The organism is Marinomonas sp. BSi20584 (assembly GCF_002792415.1).
Classification (GTDB): Bacteria; Pseudomonadota; Gammaproteobacteria; order Pseudomonadales; family Marinomonadaceae; genus Marinomonas; species Marinomonas polaris.
In genome coordinates, this window is record NZ_KZ454884.1 from 106,124 (window position 1) to 126,719 (window position 20,596).

A 20,596-nucleotide genomic window follows, 5' to 3' on the forward strand; every position below is an offset into this window, starting at 1 on the left:
TGCTCTATTTATTAAAATTACAAATATGAAATATTCAACTTATGTGTTCCACCATCCAGTGGTACGCGCACAATGTTGTTGGTGATTTGAATATCCATGCCATCCACCACAGCTCGGATTCCACTTCGTACTAAAGAGTCTTCTATAGGGTCTTCAGTTTTTGAAAAATGAGCGCGATCAGCCGATTGCTCGACGGTTATAAAGTATTCCGTATCGTCGACTTTTACGGTGGCTTCAAATCCCGGCCAACCTAACGGAATACAAGGCTGAATCGTCAGTTCCTTGCCTTCTCGATGAATACCAAGTATGCCTTCCATTCCTGCACGATACATCCAACCCGCTGAGCCTGTGTACCAAGTCCAACCGCCGCGGCCTGTGTGAGGCGCAACCGAATATACATCCGCCGCGACCACATAAGGTTCGACTTTATAACGCTCGGTGTCTTCCGCATTCAGTGCGTGATTGATCGGGTTGAGCAAATTAAACAAGTCGCTGGCTTTGTTACCATCCCCCAATTTAGCGTAGGCTAAAATCGCCCACATAGCGGCATGACTGTATTGACCGCCGTTTTCCCGTAAGCCCGGTGGATAGCCTTTGATATAACCCGGATCATGGCTGGTTTTATCAAATGGCGGCGTAAACAATAACGCCAGTTTTGACTCGGGTTGAATCAGATATTGCTCGACTGACTCCATGGCTTTCGCGGCGCGTTCTGGTTCGCCCGCTTCAGACAATATCGCCCAAGATTGCACAATAGAATCAATTTGGCATTCGTCGTTGTCTTTAGAACCTAACCAACTGCCGTCATCGAAGTTCGCCCGACGATACCAGTCACCGTCCCAAGCTTTTTCTTCAATGGCTTCTCTTACTTTACTGGCATGAGTTACCCAGTTTTGTACTCGTTCGTCTTCATCACGAATTTGCGCCATGGGCGAGAATAAATTGATGGTACGAATCAGCAACCAACCTAACCAAACACTTTCCCCTTGGCCGCCTTCCCCGACACGGTTCATACCATCGTTCCAATCGCCCGTGCCCATTAATGGCAGGCCATTTCCGCCCGTCAGTTCAAGACATTGATCCAAACCGCGAGCACAATGCTCAAACAAGGTTGCAGACTCATCCGATTCCGTAGGATAAAAATACGCATCATGCTGATCCGCAGGCAAAGGCGGCCCTTCGATAAAGGCGACTTTTTCTTCCAAAATAGACACATCACCCGAGGTTTCAATGTAGGTCGCCGTGGCATACGCCAGCCAGACTCTATCATCAGAAATATGCGTACGCACACCCTGCCCGGTATGAGGCAACCACCAATGCTGTACATCGCCCTCGACAAACTGACGACTCGCCGCACGCAAAATATGCGCTCTGGTCATATCCGGTCGGCGGAATGTCATCGACATACCGTCCTGTAATTGATCTCGAAAACCATACGCGCCGCTGGCTTGATAAAACGCTGAACGCGCCCACATTCGACACGCCACCGTCTGATAAAGCAGCCAACCATTGAGCATGATATCCATCGCTCGATCAGGCGTTTTCACCTGAACTGCGCCTAACAAGGTATCCCAATGCTGTGTCACGTCAGCCAGCACTTGATCCAAATCCGCATGGCGATATTTCTCGATCAAATCGCGGGCTTTGCCGACCGAAGCACATTGCCCCAGCAAGATCACCACTTCCACCGATTCATCCGGTTCAAGCTCAACGATAGATTGCTGTGCAGTACAAGGATCCTGTCCTGCGCCAATGCTGCCAGACAAAGACGAATCCCTAAGCAAAGCCGCTGGTGCATTCATGCGACCATTGCGTCCCAGAAACTCGGTGCGATCTGTCGTCCAGGTCGACTGCATCCCGCCCATATCGGCAAAAGCAACACGCCCCGGAAACGCCACATTCCAGCGATTACAAACGAATAAGGCGTTTGAACCAGCAGAATCCAAATCCGTGGTAATAAATGGCGCAGACGTTCCTCGAGCTGTGCCTAACACCCATTCGGCGTAAGACGTAACAGAGAATCGACGACGTCGCCCCGTTTGGTTATGCAGAGTTAAGCGTGAAATTTTAATCGGATCTGCCAAAGGTACGTATTGCAATAAGGTCAGCGCCAAACCATCCGCTTGATGTTCAAAACAGCTATAACCACGACCATGATGAGCAACAAATGCACTTTGATTGGCTTTGTTGTTCGCTTGATTAAAAGAACGAAGCGGCTGAGCCGTGGCGCCAAACAATTCCAAGCTGTCTTCATCGCGCACGTAAATCGCTTCACCAGACGGATTAGAAACGGGATCATTACACCAAGGCGTTAGCTGGTTCTCGCGGCTGTTTTCCGCCCACGTATAACCACTGCCTTCGACCGACACATGAAAGTCAAAACTCGCATTGGCAATGACATTGATCCAAGGCGCAGGCGTCGAGGCGCCGTTTTCAAGAATCACCGTATATTCCCGACCATCTAAACCAAAACCACCCAAGCCATTGAAGAACTCTAGCCCTTGTTTCAGGGCTGCTAACTTGTCCCTGGCTGTTGAATTCTTTGCCTTGAATGGAATGACATTACCACCAGTCGATTCATTCATCGAACGAATCTTCGGCGGCCAAGTCGACGCTGGCGGCAAGCGATGAATATGTTTACCAATAGATCCTCGACGAGCAATAAGCACCACCCGAGCAACCGATTTCAGCAAATCACGAACCTGCACATCCACCAAGTCTGCACGCAAAACATACACAGCGCCTTGCACATGATCACCGTTAGACTTATCGATTAGTCGAGGCCGTGATTGGCTACTTCGTACTGCGGTTTCAATGGCAATTTGCAAGTCTTGTAAATAAGAACACGCGTGCTCATTGATGATCACCAGATCCACTGCCAGACGCTTCATGCGCCAGTATTCATGGGCGCGCAATAATTGCTTCACTTGATCAATGTCTTCGACGTCATCAATGCGCAACAGCACAATGGGCAAATCACCACTAATCGAATGCGGCCAAAGCACAGACTGACCCGCCATGCCGCGATGAATGGAGTCGGCTGAAACACGAAAACGCGGATCGGCGTAAATAATCGGCGCAGCAAGTCGTTGGAAATCGCCTGCCTCGGTTGGGCTAATATCCAAATGACGCAATTGCACTTGCGCCTGCGTCCAAGCCAAGGTTTTCGCTCTGTCATAAGCACTGCGGTCATGATGTCGATCAATAAGATCCATTAATTCTTCACGAGAAGACGCCACAACTGTCCAAAACGCCACTTTCACCACACTGCCTGCTGGCACATGAACGGCATAGCGTAACGAGAAAATAGGATCTAGCACGGTCCCAATTGAATTGTTCAGATCGACACTTTCAACCGACGAATCGTCACAATCAAACGCCGCGGCGGTGGCAATGGAATTACCTCGTCCAATAAACAAGGCACGGTTGGTTTCATATTGAGGATCGGCCGTTACTTCCCCTTCTACAATGGCAAAATGCGCCGCCCAAACAGAAGGTTCCTGCGCAGCACGTTTACGGCGAGTCGCGATTAGCGCATTGTATTCAGGGACATATTCCGTTTGCACAAACATCTTGGCAAAGGCCGGATGAGCGTTGTCTGTTGCTGGCGTCGTTAGCACCAATTCAAGATAGGACGTCAGTTCAATGTCATAAGCCGCTCGACCATTGTTACTCAAGGAAATACGACGTACTTCGCCATCGTCTTCACCGGAAACCAACACATCCATTGTCGTGGTTAGCTCACCATCATGACGCACAAATTCCGCATGATCTTCTTCAAACACACCTGCCGGATAATGACCTTCGTCTTGCAAAGGCTGAGCAGAACTCGACCAAAGCTGACCTGTATTTTTATCACGTAAGAAAATGAAACTGCCGTAATGATCGCATGTGGTATCTTCCTGCCATCGGGTCACCGCAATGTCGCGCCAACGACTGTAGCCTGCGCCAGTGGCGGTCAACATCACCACATAGCGACCGTTCGATAACAAATGCGTAATGGGCGAGCCTGCAGCTGTTGGGCTTAGGCGTCGAACGATCGGCGCAATTACCGTTAAAGTGGACGCGAAGGTTTTCACTTCTTCTGCCCGTGGATGACTAATGCAAACATCCCTTGGCATGCGTTCTTGCAATAAGAGTTCGCACGCTTGAATCATCGGTTCTTGATGAAAACGTTGTCTAAATGCGCCTTCCAGCAAGGTATTGGCGATGGCCACAATGGTCATGCCCTGATGATGGGCCATAAAACTGCGTACAATGGCGACATGGCTTTCAACGGGTAAACGCGTCGGCGTAAAGTCCAGCGCCTCGTAAAAACCATAACGCCCACAAGCGCCCATGCTGTTTAAGCGCTCATAATTATCAACCGCCGCCTGAGGATCAATCATGGTTGCAAGCCCTGTAGCGTAAGGCGCGATGACTCTATTTTCCGCTAAGCCGCGTTTTAGACCAAGTCCCGGCACACCAAAGTTGGAATATTGATAAGTAAACTCGATATCACGGGCATTATAAGAAGATTCCGACACGCCCCAAGGAATGCCAAGCTGTTTGCCGTATTCCTGCTGACGCTCAACGATCAGCCGATTGGTCTGTTCAAGCAGACTGCCCGTTGGCGCTCGCATAATCAGCGACGGCATCAAATATTCGAACATGGAACCCGACCAAGAAATCAGCGCCGAGCCATTGCCCATGGGCGTTGCCGCTCGACCAAGACGGAACCAATGCTTGGTTGCCACATCGCCTTTGGCAATAGCAAACAAACTTGCCAATCGTGCTTCCGAAGCCAATAAATCGTAACAACTTGGATCGAGGCTGTTTTCGGCAAGAGAATAACCAATCGACAAAAGTTTGCGCTCAGGATCAATGAGAAATGCAAAGTCCATATCTAGTGCCATATTTCGTGCTGTGCTCGCCAGAGCATTTAATCTAGCCAGCAAAGAATCGGGAGAATTGCGCTGCTCAAGCGTATCGCGCTGCTGTTCAACCATCACTTTATTGGCGGCTTCAATCCAATAAATGAAATCAGCATGGCGCCCTTGTGCAATCTCTTCGCCCGAACCCAATGTTCGCTCACGAGCCAATTTCGCGGCTTTATCGGTCAATCGAATTAAAATCGGCGTTAACGCCTCAATAGTCTGTCGGCTGTTTAATCTACTCTCGATATTATCCAAGGTTGCCAACAATGGATGTTCGCTGTCCGTTGCAGTAACACTCAAATCTGGACTAACAGAATGGATTGCTTGTTTTGATTCAGCCACTAAGGATTGTCTAGCCAACGTAATGTTGTCCATAAAACCCGAGCGCACTGTGAAGTTTGGCTTAGCGATTAAAGTGTCTTGAGATTGTCCATTAGATTGCCCAACTACAGATTCCTCGCGCCATTGCTCACAACTGTTTGCCAGCGCAATCAAATGCCCAGCAAGATTGCCGCTGTCTACCGAAGAAATGTACTCAGGTAATAAAGTATGCAAAGTTTGCGTGCCATACCAATTAAACAAATGCCCTTTGTATTTAGGCAGCTTAAGCAAAGTGATAAAGGTGTTTTCAAGCCGTTCAATCGTTTCAATTAACCCAGTCCAACCAAAGTCCCGCGCTGCCACAGACGACAACAAATACAAACCAATATTGGTCGGCGAAGTTCGATGCGCCACCACAGGTTCTGGGTCTTCTTGGAAATTATCCGGAGGCAAAAAGTTATCTTCTTCTGTGACAAAGGTTTCAAAATAGCGCCACGTTTTGCGTGCAGTAAGGCGTAAAGTGACTGCACCGACATCAAGTTCATCAGGTCGCAAGACTTCCGGTGATCGACTAACAAACACGGCCACCAAAGGCGCAAGAGACCAAAGCAAAGCAAACGGCAACACCAGCTGCCACACTGCCGGATTCACCACGATGACAAACAAGCAAACCGCTAAGGCAAGCAAGGTGCCACAGGCCATGTTTTGATAAAAACCCACCACCTTGAGTCGTGGACTAGCGTTACTCTGCGCCGCGGTTGCCCATTCCAAACAACGCCGATGGGTCACACCCAAACGCAACAAGGTGCGTGTGATCGCATCCAATGAGCGCCAGCTTTGATCAGGCAGTAAGGCGATTGACAAAAAAGTTTGACTCAAAGCAAGACGTAAATCCCCTAACCAAAGTCTAAAATGGTTGCTGGTATCCACGCCAGAACGACGAGGAATCATTGAAAAAAGACACGGCAACAACGGCGGTATAGCCATGACAGCCAATAATACAGCGCTAAAAAATAACGCCGACGACGGAAACAACAACCAACTTAACGCCAAGGCTAACAAGGTTGTTGGTGCCACCAGCGAACGCCTTAAATTGTCGAGCAGCTTCCAACGCCCCAAACTGGAAACGCCCTGCTCTGTTGGTTTGCTCATAATCCACGGCAACAACTGCCAATCGCCTCGCATCCAACGATGCTGACGTTTCGCAGCGGCATCGTATCGTGCTGGAAACTCTTCCACTACTTCCACGTCCGACACCAAACCTGCGCGCGCAAAAATGCCTTCGAACAAATCGTGGCTCAGCATGGTGTCATTCGGCACACGATCCGCCAGCGCGGCTTCGAACATATCGACATCGTAAATGCCTTTGCCAGTGAAAGAACCTTCGCCGAAAAGATCTTGATAGACATCGGAAATCGCCGCAGCATAAGGGTCCATTCCGCCGGGGGCAGAAAATATACGCTGGAACAAAGAACCTTCCGTGCCCACCGACAAAGACGGTGTGACGCGAGGCTGAAGAATTCCGTAGCCTGCAACAACTCGCTGTTTGACTTTATCCAAACGTGGACGATTCAATGGATGCGCCATTTTACCGATTAATCGCAACGCCGCTTCTCGTGGTAAACGAGTGTCGGCGTCAAGAGTAATCACGTAGCGAACATCACTCGGCACACTGGGCGCTTTGCCCTGAATGGCCATAAACGTGGTGTCCGTCGCGCCGCGTAATAATCGGTTCAGCTCATGCAACTTGCCGCGTTTACGCTCCCAGCCCATCCACACATTTTCGCTTGGATTAAATAATCTACGGCGATGCAACAAGATAAAACGCGGGCCGGATGGACCTTCTTCGTAACGCTGGTTTAACCGATCAATTTCCAACGCCGCCCTTTCTAACAATAAGGCGTCGCTTTCTAATTCTTCTAGATCGGCATCTTTGCCGTCAGTTAACAAAGCAAAACTCACATCACCGTCGATACCGCTCAGATAATGCACTTCTAGACGTTCAATTTGTTCTAATAAATCCGCTTCTGAGGTGAGCAAAGTCGGCACGGCGATTAAGGTTCGTAACGAGGTCGGCACGCCCGCTTTTAGTTCAAGTCCCGGCAACATCACCGCACCAAAGCGCCAGGTCACTAAACGATTAACGATGGCAAACGCCACTTCTGTGGCGGGAATAAAGGCCACTACTGCCCATAGCAACCAAGATTGTGCAGGAAACGCCATGAATCCCGCGAAGAAAATACTCATGGTAAGAAAAGCCAAGGCGACAATGGCAATCGTGCCACTGTAACCCGCGACGCCTAGGCGCACATGAAAACGCCGGACTCTTAATCGCATGGTGGGTTTATAGGCGATGGATTTTTCGAAAGCTAAACGGCCCTGTTCAATCAAATAATAACCTGGGTCACCGAAGCGGTTTATCTCTACCTTAGCTTCTTCCATTAACGTTTCTGTCGCTTCTGCATGTGTTGATTCAACACTCTTCAACTCTAATAAAGCTAAGCTGTCTTTTGCCATTTCTACGGCGCGCTGGGCAATGTCTATTTCCGAATAATCACAACCTCGCGCCAGTTCTTCCACGGCGCTGCGATACAAGTTACGTGTTGGGAAATCCATTTGGGCAAACAAGTTGTATCGATAGAACTCTTGATCGACGAGACTGACTTTTTCAAACAATTCCGACCAATCAATGTCAGAAATCAACCGCATACTGGTGATTACATTTCGAATAGTGACGTTCGATGCGCCTTGGCGTTGCTGGGCATGTTGCACCACTTCTTCAACCGAAAGACCTTGCAGTTGTAGGCGCTGCTCTAGCCAATCTAATGCTGGTGTAGTTTTCGGATCTTGGTCACGCAATCGCTTCGCCAATTGCGCAGCAAACACTTCTGATAGCGGTTCCGGTGAGCGGGAGGCGATGTCTTCTTGTAACGCTGAATGAGCACAACCTGCCACCAAAAGCCGCTCGGTGAAATGATCGGCGTCGTGGCGAGCGTCGCGTCCGACGGCAATTTGATCAGCCAAACGTCGCAAGTTTTCAATTAATACAATGCGCAGCGTAATCGCCACCGCCCACAATTCGCCAATCGTGAGCGGTTGAACTTTTTGATAAGCATGAATAAATCGCACCAGAACATCAGGATCTATATGGCTATCGGTGTGCGCTACAAACGCCCAGGTTAAACCAAATACCCGCGGATAGCCTGCAAAAGGCCCATCGGCTAGCTTAGGTAATTGTCGATAATAACTGTCCGGCAAATCATCTCTGATCTCGCGAATTTGCTCTTCCACTAAATGATAGTTATCCAGCAGCCATTCCGCGGCGGGAACCACACTTCCACCTCGCTCCAACTCAACAGCACTTTCACGATAAGACGCTAATAAGGCCGTGGCGTTTTCATCAAGTCGCGTCTGCAAAGGCAATACAGAAGGTTCAGAACCAAATGCTTGTTGAGCCTTGGCCAAACTTTCTGCGTGTTCTTCAAGCCGTTCTAAACCAAACAACTCCTCTCGAACAGGAATCGTGCTGTCCCAAAGCGAGTGAGAAAATCGTCGTCCAAGTAGAGAAGAAAAAGTGTTTAACATAATCGCCTTAAAATCATCTGATGAATGGCGCAATCAAGCGTCTTTTCATCTTAATAAAACAAGCGATCTAGCGTCTGTACGCCAGCGAACTGACACCATAAGGCAGGAAGGTTAGTTTAATAGGAAGACAAATCCGTCAGACAAGACAAAAGGACAATCAATTATGTTACGCAGCATGCACGACTTAGAGAGATACACCATTGCCGCCACCGATGGCAATATAGGCGAAGTGACAGATTTCTTGTTTGATGACGAGGAATGGGTTGTACGTTATTTCGTCGTTGAAACCGGCAGCTGGCTATCAAGCCGTAAGGTCTTAATCTCCCCTATCGGAATAGAAAAAGCCAACTGGCGAGAAAAAGTCTTTCCCGTCGCCATCACCAAAGAACAAGTAAAAAACAGCCCTAAAATTGACACTAACCAACCAGTTTCCCGCCAACACGAGATAGATCATTTAGGCTACTACGGCTATCCGTATTATTGGGGCGGAACTGGATTCTGGGGTGGCGGCATGTATCCATATTCATTGTATCCAGGCTTTGGCCATTACCCAGACTCTAAAGAAGAATCAGACAATGCAACGCTTGCTCATGAAAAAGCCAAACGCGAATTACATCAAAACGATGATCCAAACCTACGCAGTTGCAAAGCCATCATTGGTTACAAAATCCACGCTATCGACGGTGAAATGGGGCATGTTTCTGGGCTTCTAATTGAAGACAATACCATGGCGGTTCGCTACTTCATGGTCGATACCACTAATTGGTTTGGCGGTCACAAAGTGCTTATCTCGCCAGAGTGGATAGAAGACATGGATTGGACCGATAATTCAGTCACCATCAACTTAACTCGCCATCAAATAAAAGAAGCACCCGAGTACCACACCACCAAAAACCTAAACCGAGAACATGAGCTAGCGGTTTACGATCATTATGGTTTAACTGGCTACTGGGCGAGAGGCGAAAAAGCCAATCTAGTAAAGCAAGATTAACCCTTAAAAAAACCTATTATCTAAGCTCTAAAAAATGGACTGTACAATGCAGTCCATTTCATCATTTCAAGTAATACTAAAGCAATAACGCATCTATAAAATCTACGTTTTTATCTCGCTCAATCCTTTAACGAAAACACACAAAATTGTTACATTGAGTAGCCATTATTTGCTCGTAGACAGACTTTAACTATGGTTAATTAGTACGCGCAGAAAACACGCAAAAACGATAAAAAAGAGAGGTTTCAACGAAATGTCAATGGAATTACTAAGTGTCGTAATCTACGCTCTGCTCATATTTATAATGGTGCTTTTACAGTCAACTTATATGGCCAAAACAGCTGGTTTAGTGTTTAGCTTTGGCAACAGAGAAAAAGCGCAGCCCAGTAAAAAACCTTTGGGTAATCGTATCGATAGAACGCTAGAAAATTTAAAGGAAGGCGGCATCATGTATGTACCGCTGGCAGTTTTAGCTGTCAGTACCGATGTATCCAATCCTTGGACGTATTATGCAGCGCTGGCCACAATCATCTCACGAGTTCTGTATGTACCAGTCTATATTTTCGGTGTGCGGATTGTCCGTTCTCTCATCTTTGCACCTAGTTTAATCGCTATTCCGGTTATGGCTTATGGTGTTATGTCAGGCCTTGCTGGTGGCATCTAACCGTCAAAATCATTAACAATATTGATAGTTTAAAAACAATTAAAAATGGACTGCACCTCGCAGTCCATTTTTTTATCGGCTATTTAATTTGTTAAACCGCAACGTCAAAAGCAATACCGACCAGTGCCGTCGTCGCCATAGCTAACGCGCCCCAAAAACCGACCCGTACTATACCAGTGAGCATTTTCGCACCACTCAAATAAGATGAAATCGCCCCTAAAATAGCGAGAAACACCAAAGACAACACAGCGGTAACAACGGACAAATTTGCTTCATCATGATAAAAATACGCCGTCATCAAGGGTAATGCCGCACCCAAAGTAAAACTCAACGCTGAAGAAAAAGCCGCCGTTATAGGTTGCGCTGCTGATAAGTCAGAAATCCCGATTTCATCTCGAGAATGCGCCGCCAGCGCATCGTGCGCCATCAGTTGCCGTGCCACAGTGACGGACAGTTCTGGCTCCACACCTCGCTTTTGATAGATATCAGCTAACTCTATCACCTCTTCCTCGTAATTCTGTTCAAGTGACTTTTTTTCATCCTGCAAATCAGACTTTTCCGTATCAGCCTGAGAGCTCACCGATACATATTCCCCCGCCGCCATAGAAATAGCACCAGCCACTAAACCTGCCGTGCCTGCAACCATGATCGCCGTGTGTCCAGAATTGGCCGACGCCACACCGATAATCAAACTTGCCGTGGAAACAATACCGTCATTCGCACCTAAAACAGCAGCTCTTAACCAACCCACTCGATGTTGGCGATGATGTTCCTGATGAGACCCTGTGGCTTGATTAGATCCAGTAACTTGATTAGACATAGAAACGTTATTCCTCTGACTATGTGTCTGCTATTTATCCCAATGGTAGGCTATTCGACTTAATAAGAAATTTAAGTGAAAACATCCACAACTCATCATAGATCGCGTGTTTTTCAATTCTGGCACGCACTCAAAGTTCACCCTTTGAAGACTAGATAGACTGGAAATAATGATTAATAGAACAAACAGGCAGGATAAAACGAATGACAAAATGCATCGGTGCGCTGACGCACCCAGTGCTTACTTTTTATATTCAGTTTCGTCATCAGGCCTCAGTTGGCGACAAGCATGAATACCGATTCACAAAATCATTGAGCATCGTTTCTTTGCATCGCATTTGTTTCAAAATTTCAGGATCGAGTTCGGCCACAACGACACCGGGCTCACTTTCGTGGGCTTCTACAATCAGATTACCGTAAGGCCCCCAAATCGCACTAGCACCGCAAGCGGGCCATCCCCCCGTGGTACCGACATGATTCGACATCAGGACATACATCGTATTGTCGAGCGCCCGGGCCGGCATCCAGATCCGAGATTCATGATAACCGTTCCCCTGACTGAACAAGGCACTCACCAGATAAGCATGGCAGCCGTCGACCGCCGCGGATCGCGCATGTTCTGCAAATCCTGAGTCATAACAGATGGCAAGCACCAGTTTCCACCCGTCAATATGCAGAACGCCAGCTTCACTGCCCGGAGTAAAGAAATCCGCTTCGCTACTGAAAAGCGCACGCTTATGGTAGTCCATGATGCGCTCCCCCTGTTCATTGAAACACACCGAACTAATGTAGAACCGATCCGCCTGCCATGTCGCCGCACCGACGATCGCCGTCACACCTGACTCGCGACAAGCAGCGGCGATGGGGTCAAGCCGTTCATCATGCGGGCTGATTGCATATGCTGCAGGATTTGATTTGATCAGATCCGGCTCGTAACCGCTGAGAAATTTTTCCGGCAGCAGGACGACTCTGGCCTCTTGTTCCGCAGCTTGCCGGATCAACGCGACGGACTGACGGACATTGGCACGAATATCCCCGGCGTATGGCTGCGCCTGTGCAACAGCCACACGCAATGTTTTGTCCGGATATGGTCTCAATTGACTTTCCATATTTGCATTCCTTTGAAAAGAGCTGACTCGCAACGTGTCCGCTGATCGTAAATCAAAATATCACGAACTAAAACATGCACTTGACTAAAACAATGTGTACTTGACTAATTCAGCGACCTTTTCAGGTTGTGTCCGCATAAAATAGTGCTCGCCTTCATTCAGTTCGATCAAATGAATGTCCGTTGTCACACGCGTCCAGTTCTTATACCGTTCGGTATAGCCTTCCGCCGCCGGATCATCCTTCGCAATCACCAAAGATGTCGGAACATTGATCAGTAGTTGCTCATGTTACAGCGGCTCCGAACCAATCCACTCGATGATGTTCCTGATTAGACTCTGTGCTTTGATTAGACCCAGTGCTTTGATTAGACCCAGTGACTTGATTAGACCCAGTGACTTGATTAGACATAGAAACGTTATTCCTCTGTTAAGAGATTGAAGTAAAAAACGAAATGAAACGCTTAACTATTACTTCCCAACCATCCCTTACGCTTGAAGAAAAGTAGCATGCCAAGCGTCAACAAGATAAAAAACACCCACAGCGCCGGATACGCCCAGTGTTTACCTAACTCTGGCATATACTCAAAGTTCATCCCGTAAATACTGGAAATAAAAGTCAATGGAATAAATACCGAAGACATAATGGTCAGCACCTTCATGATTTCGTTCATGCGATTGGACACCGCCGACATATAAAGATCTGTCAGACCACTAACCATCTCGCGATAAGATTCAATAATCTCAACAATCTGAATAGTATGTTCGTACACATCTCGAAGATAAGGCTTAGTGGCCTCCCCCATACGTCCATCTTCTTCACGATAAAGATGATCAATCACCTCACGTATTGGCCAGACAATCCGCCGCAACAACGACAACTCACGTTTTACCGCATGAATACGATGTAATATCGCCGGAGTGGGCTTTTCTAACGTAGTTATTTCAAGTTCTTCGAGGATATCGCCATATTCTTCCAATACCGGAAAGCAATGATCGACCATGGCATCTAACAAAGCATAAAGCAGATAACCAGTGCCATTTTTGCGGATACGCGCATTTTCTTTAAGCAATCGCTCACGAATTGGCTGCCAGACATCGCCTGGCTTTTCTTGAAAAGTAATTAGCACCTTGTCATACAGAAACAAACTCACCTGTTCTGCGTCCAGTACACTGCCAGCGGAAGGATTGTCCGATTCTTGTTTATTAAGTTGCAACATTCGCAACACGACAAACAAATGGTCATCAAAAAATTCAACCCGAGGACGTTGCGGGATGTGCATCACATCTTCCGCCGTTAGGGTATGAAAACCAAAATGCTGACGAAATTGATTAATTACATAAGGATGCGGACGACTGACATTTAGCCAGCGAGTTGTCACCCAATCTGGTATTGGCTTAGCAAAATAGTCGGCAAGATCCGTCACATAACCGGTTTCATACTTAGTTCCCGAATAATCGATGTAACTGATGATAACCGTGCCAGCTTCCGGTGGATCAGACACATCCGCCAGATGCTCAATTCCGGGCATTTCACCGGGCGTTACTTGGCGATAAGGCATATTTTGCCAAGCACCAGAACCTAATAAAGACGCACTATCATTGGTTTCATTAATGGCTTGATCCACTGAGACATCGCTATCTTTCGTCATTCTTCACCCTTATCATTTTGACTTTTAATGGCTTACTTCGTAAGAGTTTCGAAGCCTGCAATAAAGAGATCAAAAGAATATACAGGCAGGATAGGACGAATGGCAAAACCTATCGGTGCGCTGACGAACAAACGTCCAAAAGAGAGATTTGCATTCTATCCGCTACACCCGTAGTGTGGTTATTAGAAACAAGCAGCGTGGTGATTAGAAACAAGCTAAACCTTTAATTTAACTAAAGAGGAAGCACGACAAATGGAAACTAACAATACTCACAAGCACAGCCAAAGTATCGCCAACTTTGCCGCAATCAAAACTGCCATCGCGAACAATGAACAAACACTACTCAAAGAATTAATCGCAGACCAAGCAATGCCAGAGCTCGAAAAAAGCTATCTCATCGATCTAGCTGGACTTGGCAACGACCCTGCGATCTTGAAAATAATCAAAGACATTCCAGTAGAAAAATAGGTCACAAAAAGTCGATTGAGCCTATTCTGTCATCAGTCGTGGCCCAGTGCCTTTTTCGCCCAGCTCATCGTATGGGTTGAGAAGCCGGCACCTTTCAAGAGACAGACAACCACAGCCAATACAATCGGCCATCATATTTTTCAGTTCCATTAATTGAGTAATCTTCCTATCAAGCTCGCTTTGCCATCGGGAACCCAACGCTTCCCAATCTTCTAGGGTGACGCGGGTTCGGTTTGGTAATCCTTCAAACTCCAACAAAATGTCTTCCAAAGAAAATCCCGTCCGCTGAGCCACCTGAATCAAAGAGACAATCCGAATGACATGTTTTGGGTATTGCCTATGGTTGGATGTATTTCTTTGGCTTTTTATCAAGCCTTTTCTTTCATAGAAATGCAAAGCTGACACAGATACGCCAGTCCTTTCACTTAGCATACCCACAGAAATCCACTCAGGAATAACTTTTTTTTGCATTTGATGCTTGACCTCAACTTAAGTTCAGGTTGCAGAATAGCTGCAAATCCAAGATTGCTCAAGCTCAGTACTTAATAAAACAGCTAGAAAATACTTGAAAGAATACTATCTATATCTAGGAAGAAAGCCTTAATGAAAACCAATCTATTAGAACCCAGAGCACTTTGCCTGCTGTTAATTTCCACGTTAACGGTTATGTCTAATGTCACCATTGCCCCAGCACTACCCGGTTTGGCTAACGAGTTTTCGGGAACTCCTTCAGCCGATTTCTTAGTAAAGATGCTGTTACCGATCCCAGCTTTATTTGTGGTGATTTTCGCGCCAGCATTAGGCTGGACAGCCGATAAGTTCGGTCGCAGAAATCAAATCATCATTGCCACCATCGTCTTTTCCATAGCTGGTGCCGCTGGTGCACAACTACAAGGATTAGAAGCCATTATCATTAGTAGAGCGATCTTGGGTATTTGTGTCGCAGGACTGATGACCGCCGTAACGGCGCTAATAACCGATTATTATTCTGGACAGAAAAGAAGCCAATTCATGGGTTTGCAACAAGCTTTTTCTAGTATTGGCGGCATCCTATTCATTGTCACAGCTGGCTATTTAGCCAACTCTAGCGCACGGCTTCCCTTCTATATTTATGCTATTGCCATTCTATTCGTACCGCTAATATTTCTGTCTATTTCTGAAACTAAGCAGGCAGTTCAGCCAAGCGATCACAAGCAAGACTATAAAAATACACGTTGGAAACAAACGCTCATTGGCTGCTCAATTCTTATTTTCTGCCACTTTATGGTCTTTTATATCCTTCCAACACAAGTACCGTTTTTTATGGTGGAGATTGGCATAACCGACCCTAGTAAATCAGGCTTAGCGATCGGAATGGGCACCTTAATGGCGGCGATATCGAGTATATTCTTTGGCAAACTGGTTGCCAAAATCCAAAGTTACGGCGTGGCTCTCATAAGCTTCATCGCCATGAGTCTTGGCATGTTCGTGCTATCACAAGCTACTTCGTTCAGCTCTGTTATTCTCGGTTGCGGCCTAATGGGAGTTTGTATGGGATTCGTGATGCCTAATTTCATGACAAAAGGCATGGAACTTGTGCCAAGCAACAAACGCGGACTCGCGTCTGGCGTGCTCACCAGCAGCATTTTCATCGGACAATTTGTTTCCCCGTTTTTTTCCTCAGCTCTTATCGCCAAGCTTGGATACAGTGATTTTTACTTATTAGCAGGGGCTTTCACTTTAGTCCTAGCCCTTGCAGGCACCACTACCCTAAAAAAGCAATCCGCTCTCATCACAAACTTGAAATAACATTAATCGTTGGATATTAAAATGAAAGTACTGACCTTCGGCACAAGCAACAGCAAAAACTCTATCAACAAGCAATTGGCTTTTTATGCCGCGCAGCAAATCAACAACGCAGACGTCTCGCTAATCGACATTAACGATTTTGAAATGCCGATCTACAGTGAAGACAGAGAAAAAGAATCGGGCATTCCACAACTAGCACACGATTTTTATAACGCCATTGGCTCGGCCGATAGCATCGTTATGTCATTCGCTGAATACAACGGTTCTTATACTTCTGCCTATAAAAACCTATTCGATTGGACATCCCGAATAGACATGAAAGTCTTTCAGAATAAACCCGTTCTTATGCTATCCACCTCACCCGGCCCCAGTGGAGCACAAAGTGTTTTAGCCGCCGCACAAGCCTCAGCGCCCTACTTTGCCGCAAACGTCATCGGCGCCATATCGCTACCCAGCTTCTACGATAACTTTGATGCGGAGAAAAATGTCGTGACTGATGAGCCATTCAACCAGAGCCTGCTCGCTGCAATCCACAAGCTCTAACTTTGTCTAGTTTAAAAAGAATACACGTTTTTATTAGATAACTATCTGCAAGCAGTCACTCTTTCGTCGAGCGACTGCTCATGCGGATCACCTTACCCATGGTTAACCCTTGCACGACAATCGAAAATATGACGATGCAATAAGTCAGCGTTAGTATCAAACTACGAGACTCACTCACTGGTAACGACAGGGCCATCGCCACCGAAATACCACCGCGTAAGCCGCCCCACGTAAGAATAGTGATCGCCCCTTTTGACTGACTTGTCAGCTTACTAAGCGGGCCAATAATGCTTGCTACACAGAACCAACGAGCCGCCAATACAACCAATATCGACAAAGCGCCCGCAAACAACCACTCACTTTCAATGGGTAAAACAAGTAGTTCCAAACCAATTAGGAAAAAAAGCACCACGTTGAGAATCTCATCGATCAGCTCCCAAAAGGTATCCACGTGTTCCCGTGTTTTGTCCTTCATAGCGAACAAACGACCATGATTACCAAGAAACAAACCAGCAACCACCACGGCAATAGGCGCAGACAAATGCAAACTATCCGCCAACGCATATAATCCCATTGCAAGAGCCAACGTCAGCAGCACCTCCACTTGGTAGTTATCCACACGTTTCAGCATGAGATACGTCGTATAACCTGTTATCGATGCCAGCAACAACGCGCCACCCACTTCTTTCAGTAACAAGACACCGATCGCTGCCATGTCGATGGAAGAGGAAGCAGCACTGCCATCAGCCGCTGGCGTATCCAAACCAGACAATTGCAACAATATTAGAAAAACCACCACTCCCAGTCCATCGTTGAAGAGCGATTCTCCCGCCATCTGACTTTCGAGCTGCTCAGAGGCGCCCGCCGATTTCATAATGGAAAGCACAGCAATAGGATCCGTCGGCGAGATCAAAGCACCGAATAAAAGTGCATGCAAAAATGGAATGGTTAAACCAAGCCAACCGAGAAGCAACCAAGTTACCCAGCCGACAATAAAGGTCGACATCAAGGTGCCAACCACAGCAAGCAAAGCAATGGATAACCATTCACGCCCTAAGCTATCCAGCTTGACATGAATGGCTGCCGCAAAGAGCAAAAAGGCCAACATACCGTGCAATACGACTTTATCGAAATCGATGCGCGACACCAATGACGCCGCCTGCTCACGAACTCCCGATGTGTAAGGACCAATAATAATTAGCGTAAGCGACGCTACCAACGCCACCAGCATGACACCAATGGTCGTCGGCAACTTGATATATCGATAATTGAAATAACTGGATACCGCAGCAAGCGTGATCAAAATACTGACCAAGGAAAAGAAACTCATTGGATCTCCTGATGTTTGTTATTGAGTTGAAAAAGTGTCATACCCTTTTCTGACTAAACACTCATAGAGACCTAGCATTATCGACATCTAGCAGGGCTGTTTATACAGCGTGTGAAGCATATTGATCAGCAACAAATGTAATGAATTCTGGAGGATTTATCTGTGCTCTATCGTACAGAGCATGGGATTAACACAAGAGATTGTCTTATCGTTCAGACTCATTTTCCTGTTCTAGATGTACTTATTACTCTCGACAACATTCCGGTCAAAAATAGATATGGCTTTCATCTAACCCTAAACTCCTCGACTTGGTTCATGGGCATCATAACGAGGTAAGTTTGCATCCAGATCATCCCAGTTAGCGCTTGATGACACAAAATTATGTGAGAGTGGTCTTTCTTCAATATCAGAATCTATAATGCCAAGGCGCAATCTTAGACGATCTGGCGATTGTTCGTTGCTGCTAAAAATGGGTGACGCACACACCTTACAAAAATGACGTTTTTTCCCCGGTGAAGTCTCATAAAATGCCATCAGCTCCTTCCCGGTTTTTATCACTAACTCTTTTGTAGCGATAAACCCATTCGTGGCATAAGCAGTGCCACAGCTTTTTCTGCACTTAGAGCAGTGACAATGAATAATGGAATCTATACCACCATGAATTTCTAATGTCACCGACCCACATAAACAACTCCCCTGATACATAAAATTCCTTTTAATCAATTGGCGTAATTTTCAGCTTGCAGCCAAAAACGCCTAACAACTTAGTGATTGTTTCTAGCTTTGGATTTGCATTACTTGAAAGTGATTTATAAAGGCTCGCGCGAGTGACGCCCGCCTCATTAGCTACTTGCGTCATACCTCTTGCTCTTGCAGCAATACCCAGACAATAGATTAAATGCTCAGGGCTCCCATCTTCCGCAGCAGTCGATAAAAACGCCCTAATATCTTCGTCCGTTTCGAGGTAGCTTGCCACGTCAAATGCTGTTGTGTTTGTCATGATCTCTCTCCTTTAAAGTAAATCATTAAGCAATATTTTTGCTTTTTTTATATCACGCTGTTGACTAGATTTATCACCACCAGCTAGAAGGATCACAATTTGACCGTCTTTTTCAGTGAAATAAACTCTGTAACCAGGACCAGCGAAAAAACGTAGTTCGCTAAGCTCTTCTGTTATCTCTTTATAATCACCAAAGTATCCTTCACTTTCTATTCGTGCGATTCGGTTCAATATTTGGATTTTTGCTTGAGTGTCTTTTAATTTCCGTAGCCACTTATCAAAAAAATCCGTTTTTTTGATGCTGTACTGCAAAGCATTTCTCCTCTGTTCCGTTTAATTGTATCCTAAAGGAAACATCTTGCAATATTCAATTGCATAAAAACTATTGGTGTCTAGTAAATTCAGGAAGGTCATTAGCAACTGACAGACCTCACCAAACCTTTGGCAGTTCTTCCCAATTGGTCGTATAGGCTGGCGATAGATGTTCTCGTTTCATGGCCCATTGAGGCGACACACCTTGCGAGGCGAAGAAGACGTTGCCGAGGCCGCTGTGGTTGATTTGATCCACGACGTTCATTAGGGCTTTTGAGTTGATTTTCGTATTATCTGCTCGGAGTAAATCTTGTTGAAAGTTGCCGCGTTCATAAAAATCCGCCAGCATCACGCCAGCTTTCATATAGCGAAAACCTTCACGCCAGAGTCGATTAAACAACACGTCGGCCACTTCTAATAAGTCTCGCGTGTCGTCGCTTGGGTTAGGAAGTTCTGCAGACAGAGTCTTCGAGTATTGCGGTTCGTTTGGAATAAATGGACTGGTACGAATAAACACACTCACCACACGACAAAGACGTTTTTCTCCGCGTAGTTTCTCGGCAGCACGGGTTGTGTATTTGGCGATGGCTTCCCGTAATTCACGCTTATCTGTGATTTTATGACCAAAGGACCGACTGCAAATGATTTGCTGCTTTGTTGGCCTTACCAATTCCAAATCCAGACATGACACACCATTCAACTCTCGAATGGTTCGCTCCAACACCACAGAAAACTCGCTTCGAATCGATTTAGGATCAGCATTTGCCAGATCCAATGCGGTGTTGATCCCCCTCGCCTTTAACTTCGCCGTTGTTCGACGGCCAACGCCCCACACGTCACTCACATCCAACAAAGCCAGCAATCGCTTTTGTCTGTCTGGGTCCATCAAATCCACCACCGAACCCGTAGCTGGATACTTCTTCGCGGCATGATTTGCCAACTTCGCCAGCGTCTTGGTTGGCGCGATGCCCACGCCTACCGTAATGCCCGTCCATTTATCGACCTTGGCCTTTACTCGTTTACCAAACACCAGTAAATCCGTCACATGATCGACACCGGTTAAATCCATAAACGCCTCATCGATGGAATACACTTCTAGCC

Annotated in this window: 16 protein-coding genes; 5 read left to right on the forward strand and 11 right to left on the reverse strand. The window is 46.6% G+C overall.

Translation table 11 applies throughout. The annotated features are described in order from the left end of the window. Positions 1-17: 17 nt before the first annotated feature. Positions 18-8,822: a glycoside hydrolase family 94 protein gene (locus TY87_RS15300; RefSeq protein WP_100187731.1), complete on the reverse strand. Its 8,805-nt coding sequence runs from the start codon at positions 8,820-8,822 to the stop codon at positions 18-20. 163 nt (positions 8,823-8,985) lie between these two features. On the opposite strand from TY87_RS15300, the gene TY87_RS15305 reads away from it, so the two are divergent. Both TY87_RS15305 and TY87_RS15310 read left to right on the forward strand, forming a co-directional pair. Beyond that, a complete protein-coding gene (locus TY87_RS15305) occupies positions 8,986-9,813 on the forward strand; it encodes a PRC-barrel domain-containing protein (RefSeq protein WP_100187732.1) in 828 nt (275 codons plus the stop codon). A 259-nt stretch (positions 9,814-10,072) separates the two neighbouring features. Beyond that, the gene (locus TY87_RS15310; protein ID WP_157789904.1) at positions 10,073-10,477 is read left to right on the forward strand and encodes an MAPEG family protein; all 405 of its coding nucleotides are present in this window, start codon (positions 10,073-10,075) and stop codon (positions 10,475-10,477) included. Positions 10,478-10,568: 91 nt separating this feature from the next. On the opposite strand, the gene TY87_RS15315 is transcribed toward TY87_RS15310, so the two are convergent. From TY87_RS15315 to corA, 4 genes are all read right to left on the reverse strand, one after another. Then, the gene (locus tag TY87_RS15315; RefSeq protein ID WP_012069699.1) at positions 10,569-11,297 is read right to left on the reverse strand and encodes a VIT1/CCC1 transporter family protein; all 729 of its coding nucleotides are present in this window, start codon (positions 11,295-11,297) and stop codon (positions 10,569-10,571) included. A 265-nt stretch (positions 11,298-11,562) separates the two neighbouring features. Next, on the reverse strand, positions 11,563-12,405 hold the full coding sequence (locus tag TY87_RS15320; RefSeq protein WP_100187734.1) for a carbon-nitrogen hydrolase family protein: 843 nt from the start codon (positions 12,403-12,405) through the stop codon (positions 11,563-11,565). Between the two features lie 283 nt (positions 12,406-12,688). After that, the gene (locus TY87_RS22930; RefSeq protein WP_269777516.1) at positions 12,689-12,814 is read right to left on the reverse strand and encodes a hypothetical protein; all 126 of its coding nucleotides are present in this window, start codon (positions 12,812-12,814) and stop codon (positions 12,689-12,691) included. Between the two features lie 52 nt (positions 12,815-12,866). Next, positions 12,867-14,054 (reverse strand): magnesium/cobalt transporter CorA, encoded by a 1,188-nt coding sequence (gene corA, locus TY87_RS15325; protein WP_100187735.1) that lies wholly within the window; start codon positions 14,052-14,054, stop codon positions 12,867-12,869. A gap of 252 nt (positions 14,055-14,306) precedes the next feature. On the opposite strand from corA, the gene TY87_RS15330 reads away from it, so the two are divergent. Then, positions 14,307-14,522: a hypothetical protein gene (locus TY87_RS15330; RefSeq protein ID WP_100187736.1), complete on the forward strand. Its 216-nt coding sequence runs from the start codon at positions 14,307-14,309 to the stop codon at positions 14,520-14,522. A 21-nt stretch (positions 14,523-14,543) separates the two neighbouring features. Here the strand turns inward: TY87_RS15330 and soxR are convergent, their stop codons facing one another. Beyond that, on the reverse strand, positions 14,544-14,993 hold the full coding sequence (gene soxR, locus TY87_RS15335) for a redox-sensitive transcriptional activator SoxR (protein WP_100187737.1): 450 nt from the start codon (positions 14,991-14,993) through the stop codon (positions 14,544-14,546). A gap of 132 nt (positions 14,994-15,125) precedes the next feature. Here soxR and TY87_RS15340 point away from each other — a divergent pair, with 132 nt between their 5' ends. Both TY87_RS15340 and TY87_RS15345 read left to right on the forward strand, forming a co-directional pair. Further along, complete coding sequence (locus TY87_RS15340; RefSeq protein ID WP_100187738.1) at positions 15,126-16,310, forward strand: MFS transporter; 1,185 nt, start codon at positions 15,126-15,128, stop codon at positions 16,308-16,310. Between the two features lie 21 nt (positions 16,311-16,331). Continuing rightward, a complete protein-coding gene (locus TY87_RS15345) occupies positions 16,332-16,853 on the forward strand; it encodes an NADPH-dependent FMN reductase (protein ID WP_072839252.1) in 522 nt (173 codons plus the stop codon). Positions 16,854-16,908: 55 nt separating this feature from the next. Here the strand turns inward: TY87_RS15345 and TY87_RS15350 are convergent, their stop codons facing one another. From TY87_RS15350 to umuC, 5 genes are all read right to left on the reverse strand, one after another. Continuing rightward, positions 16,909-18,183 carry a cation:proton antiporter gene (locus TY87_RS15350; RefSeq protein ID WP_100187739.1) on the reverse strand — a complete coding sequence of 425 codons (1,275 nt, stop codon included), beginning with the start codon at positions 18,181-18,183 and terminating at the stop codon, positions 16,909-16,911. 294 nt (positions 18,184-18,477) lie between these two features. Further along, positions 18,478-18,888, reverse strand: a complete 411-nt coding sequence (locus TY87_RS15355; RefSeq protein ID WP_100187740.1) for a GFA family protein — start codon at positions 18,886-18,888, stop codon at positions 18,478-18,480. Positions 18,889-18,898: 10 nt separating this feature from the next. Further along, positions 18,899-19,183, reverse strand: coding sequence for an addiction module antidote protein (locus TY87_RS15360; RefSeq protein ID WP_100187741.1), 285 nt, complete (start codon positions 19,181-19,183; stop codon positions 18,899-18,901). A 12-nt stretch (positions 19,184-19,195) separates the two neighbouring features. Beyond that, on the reverse strand, positions 19,196-19,495 hold the full coding sequence (locus TY87_RS15365) for a type II toxin-antitoxin system RelE/ParE family toxin (RefSeq protein WP_100187742.1): 300 nt from the start codon (positions 19,493-19,495) through the stop codon (positions 19,196-19,198). 118 nt (positions 19,496-19,613) lie between these two features. Beyond that, the coding region (umuC, locus tag TY87_RS15370; RefSeq protein WP_100187745.1) for a translesion error-prone DNA polymerase V subunit UmuC at positions 19,614-20,596 on the reverse strand (983 nt) is incomplete at its 5' end.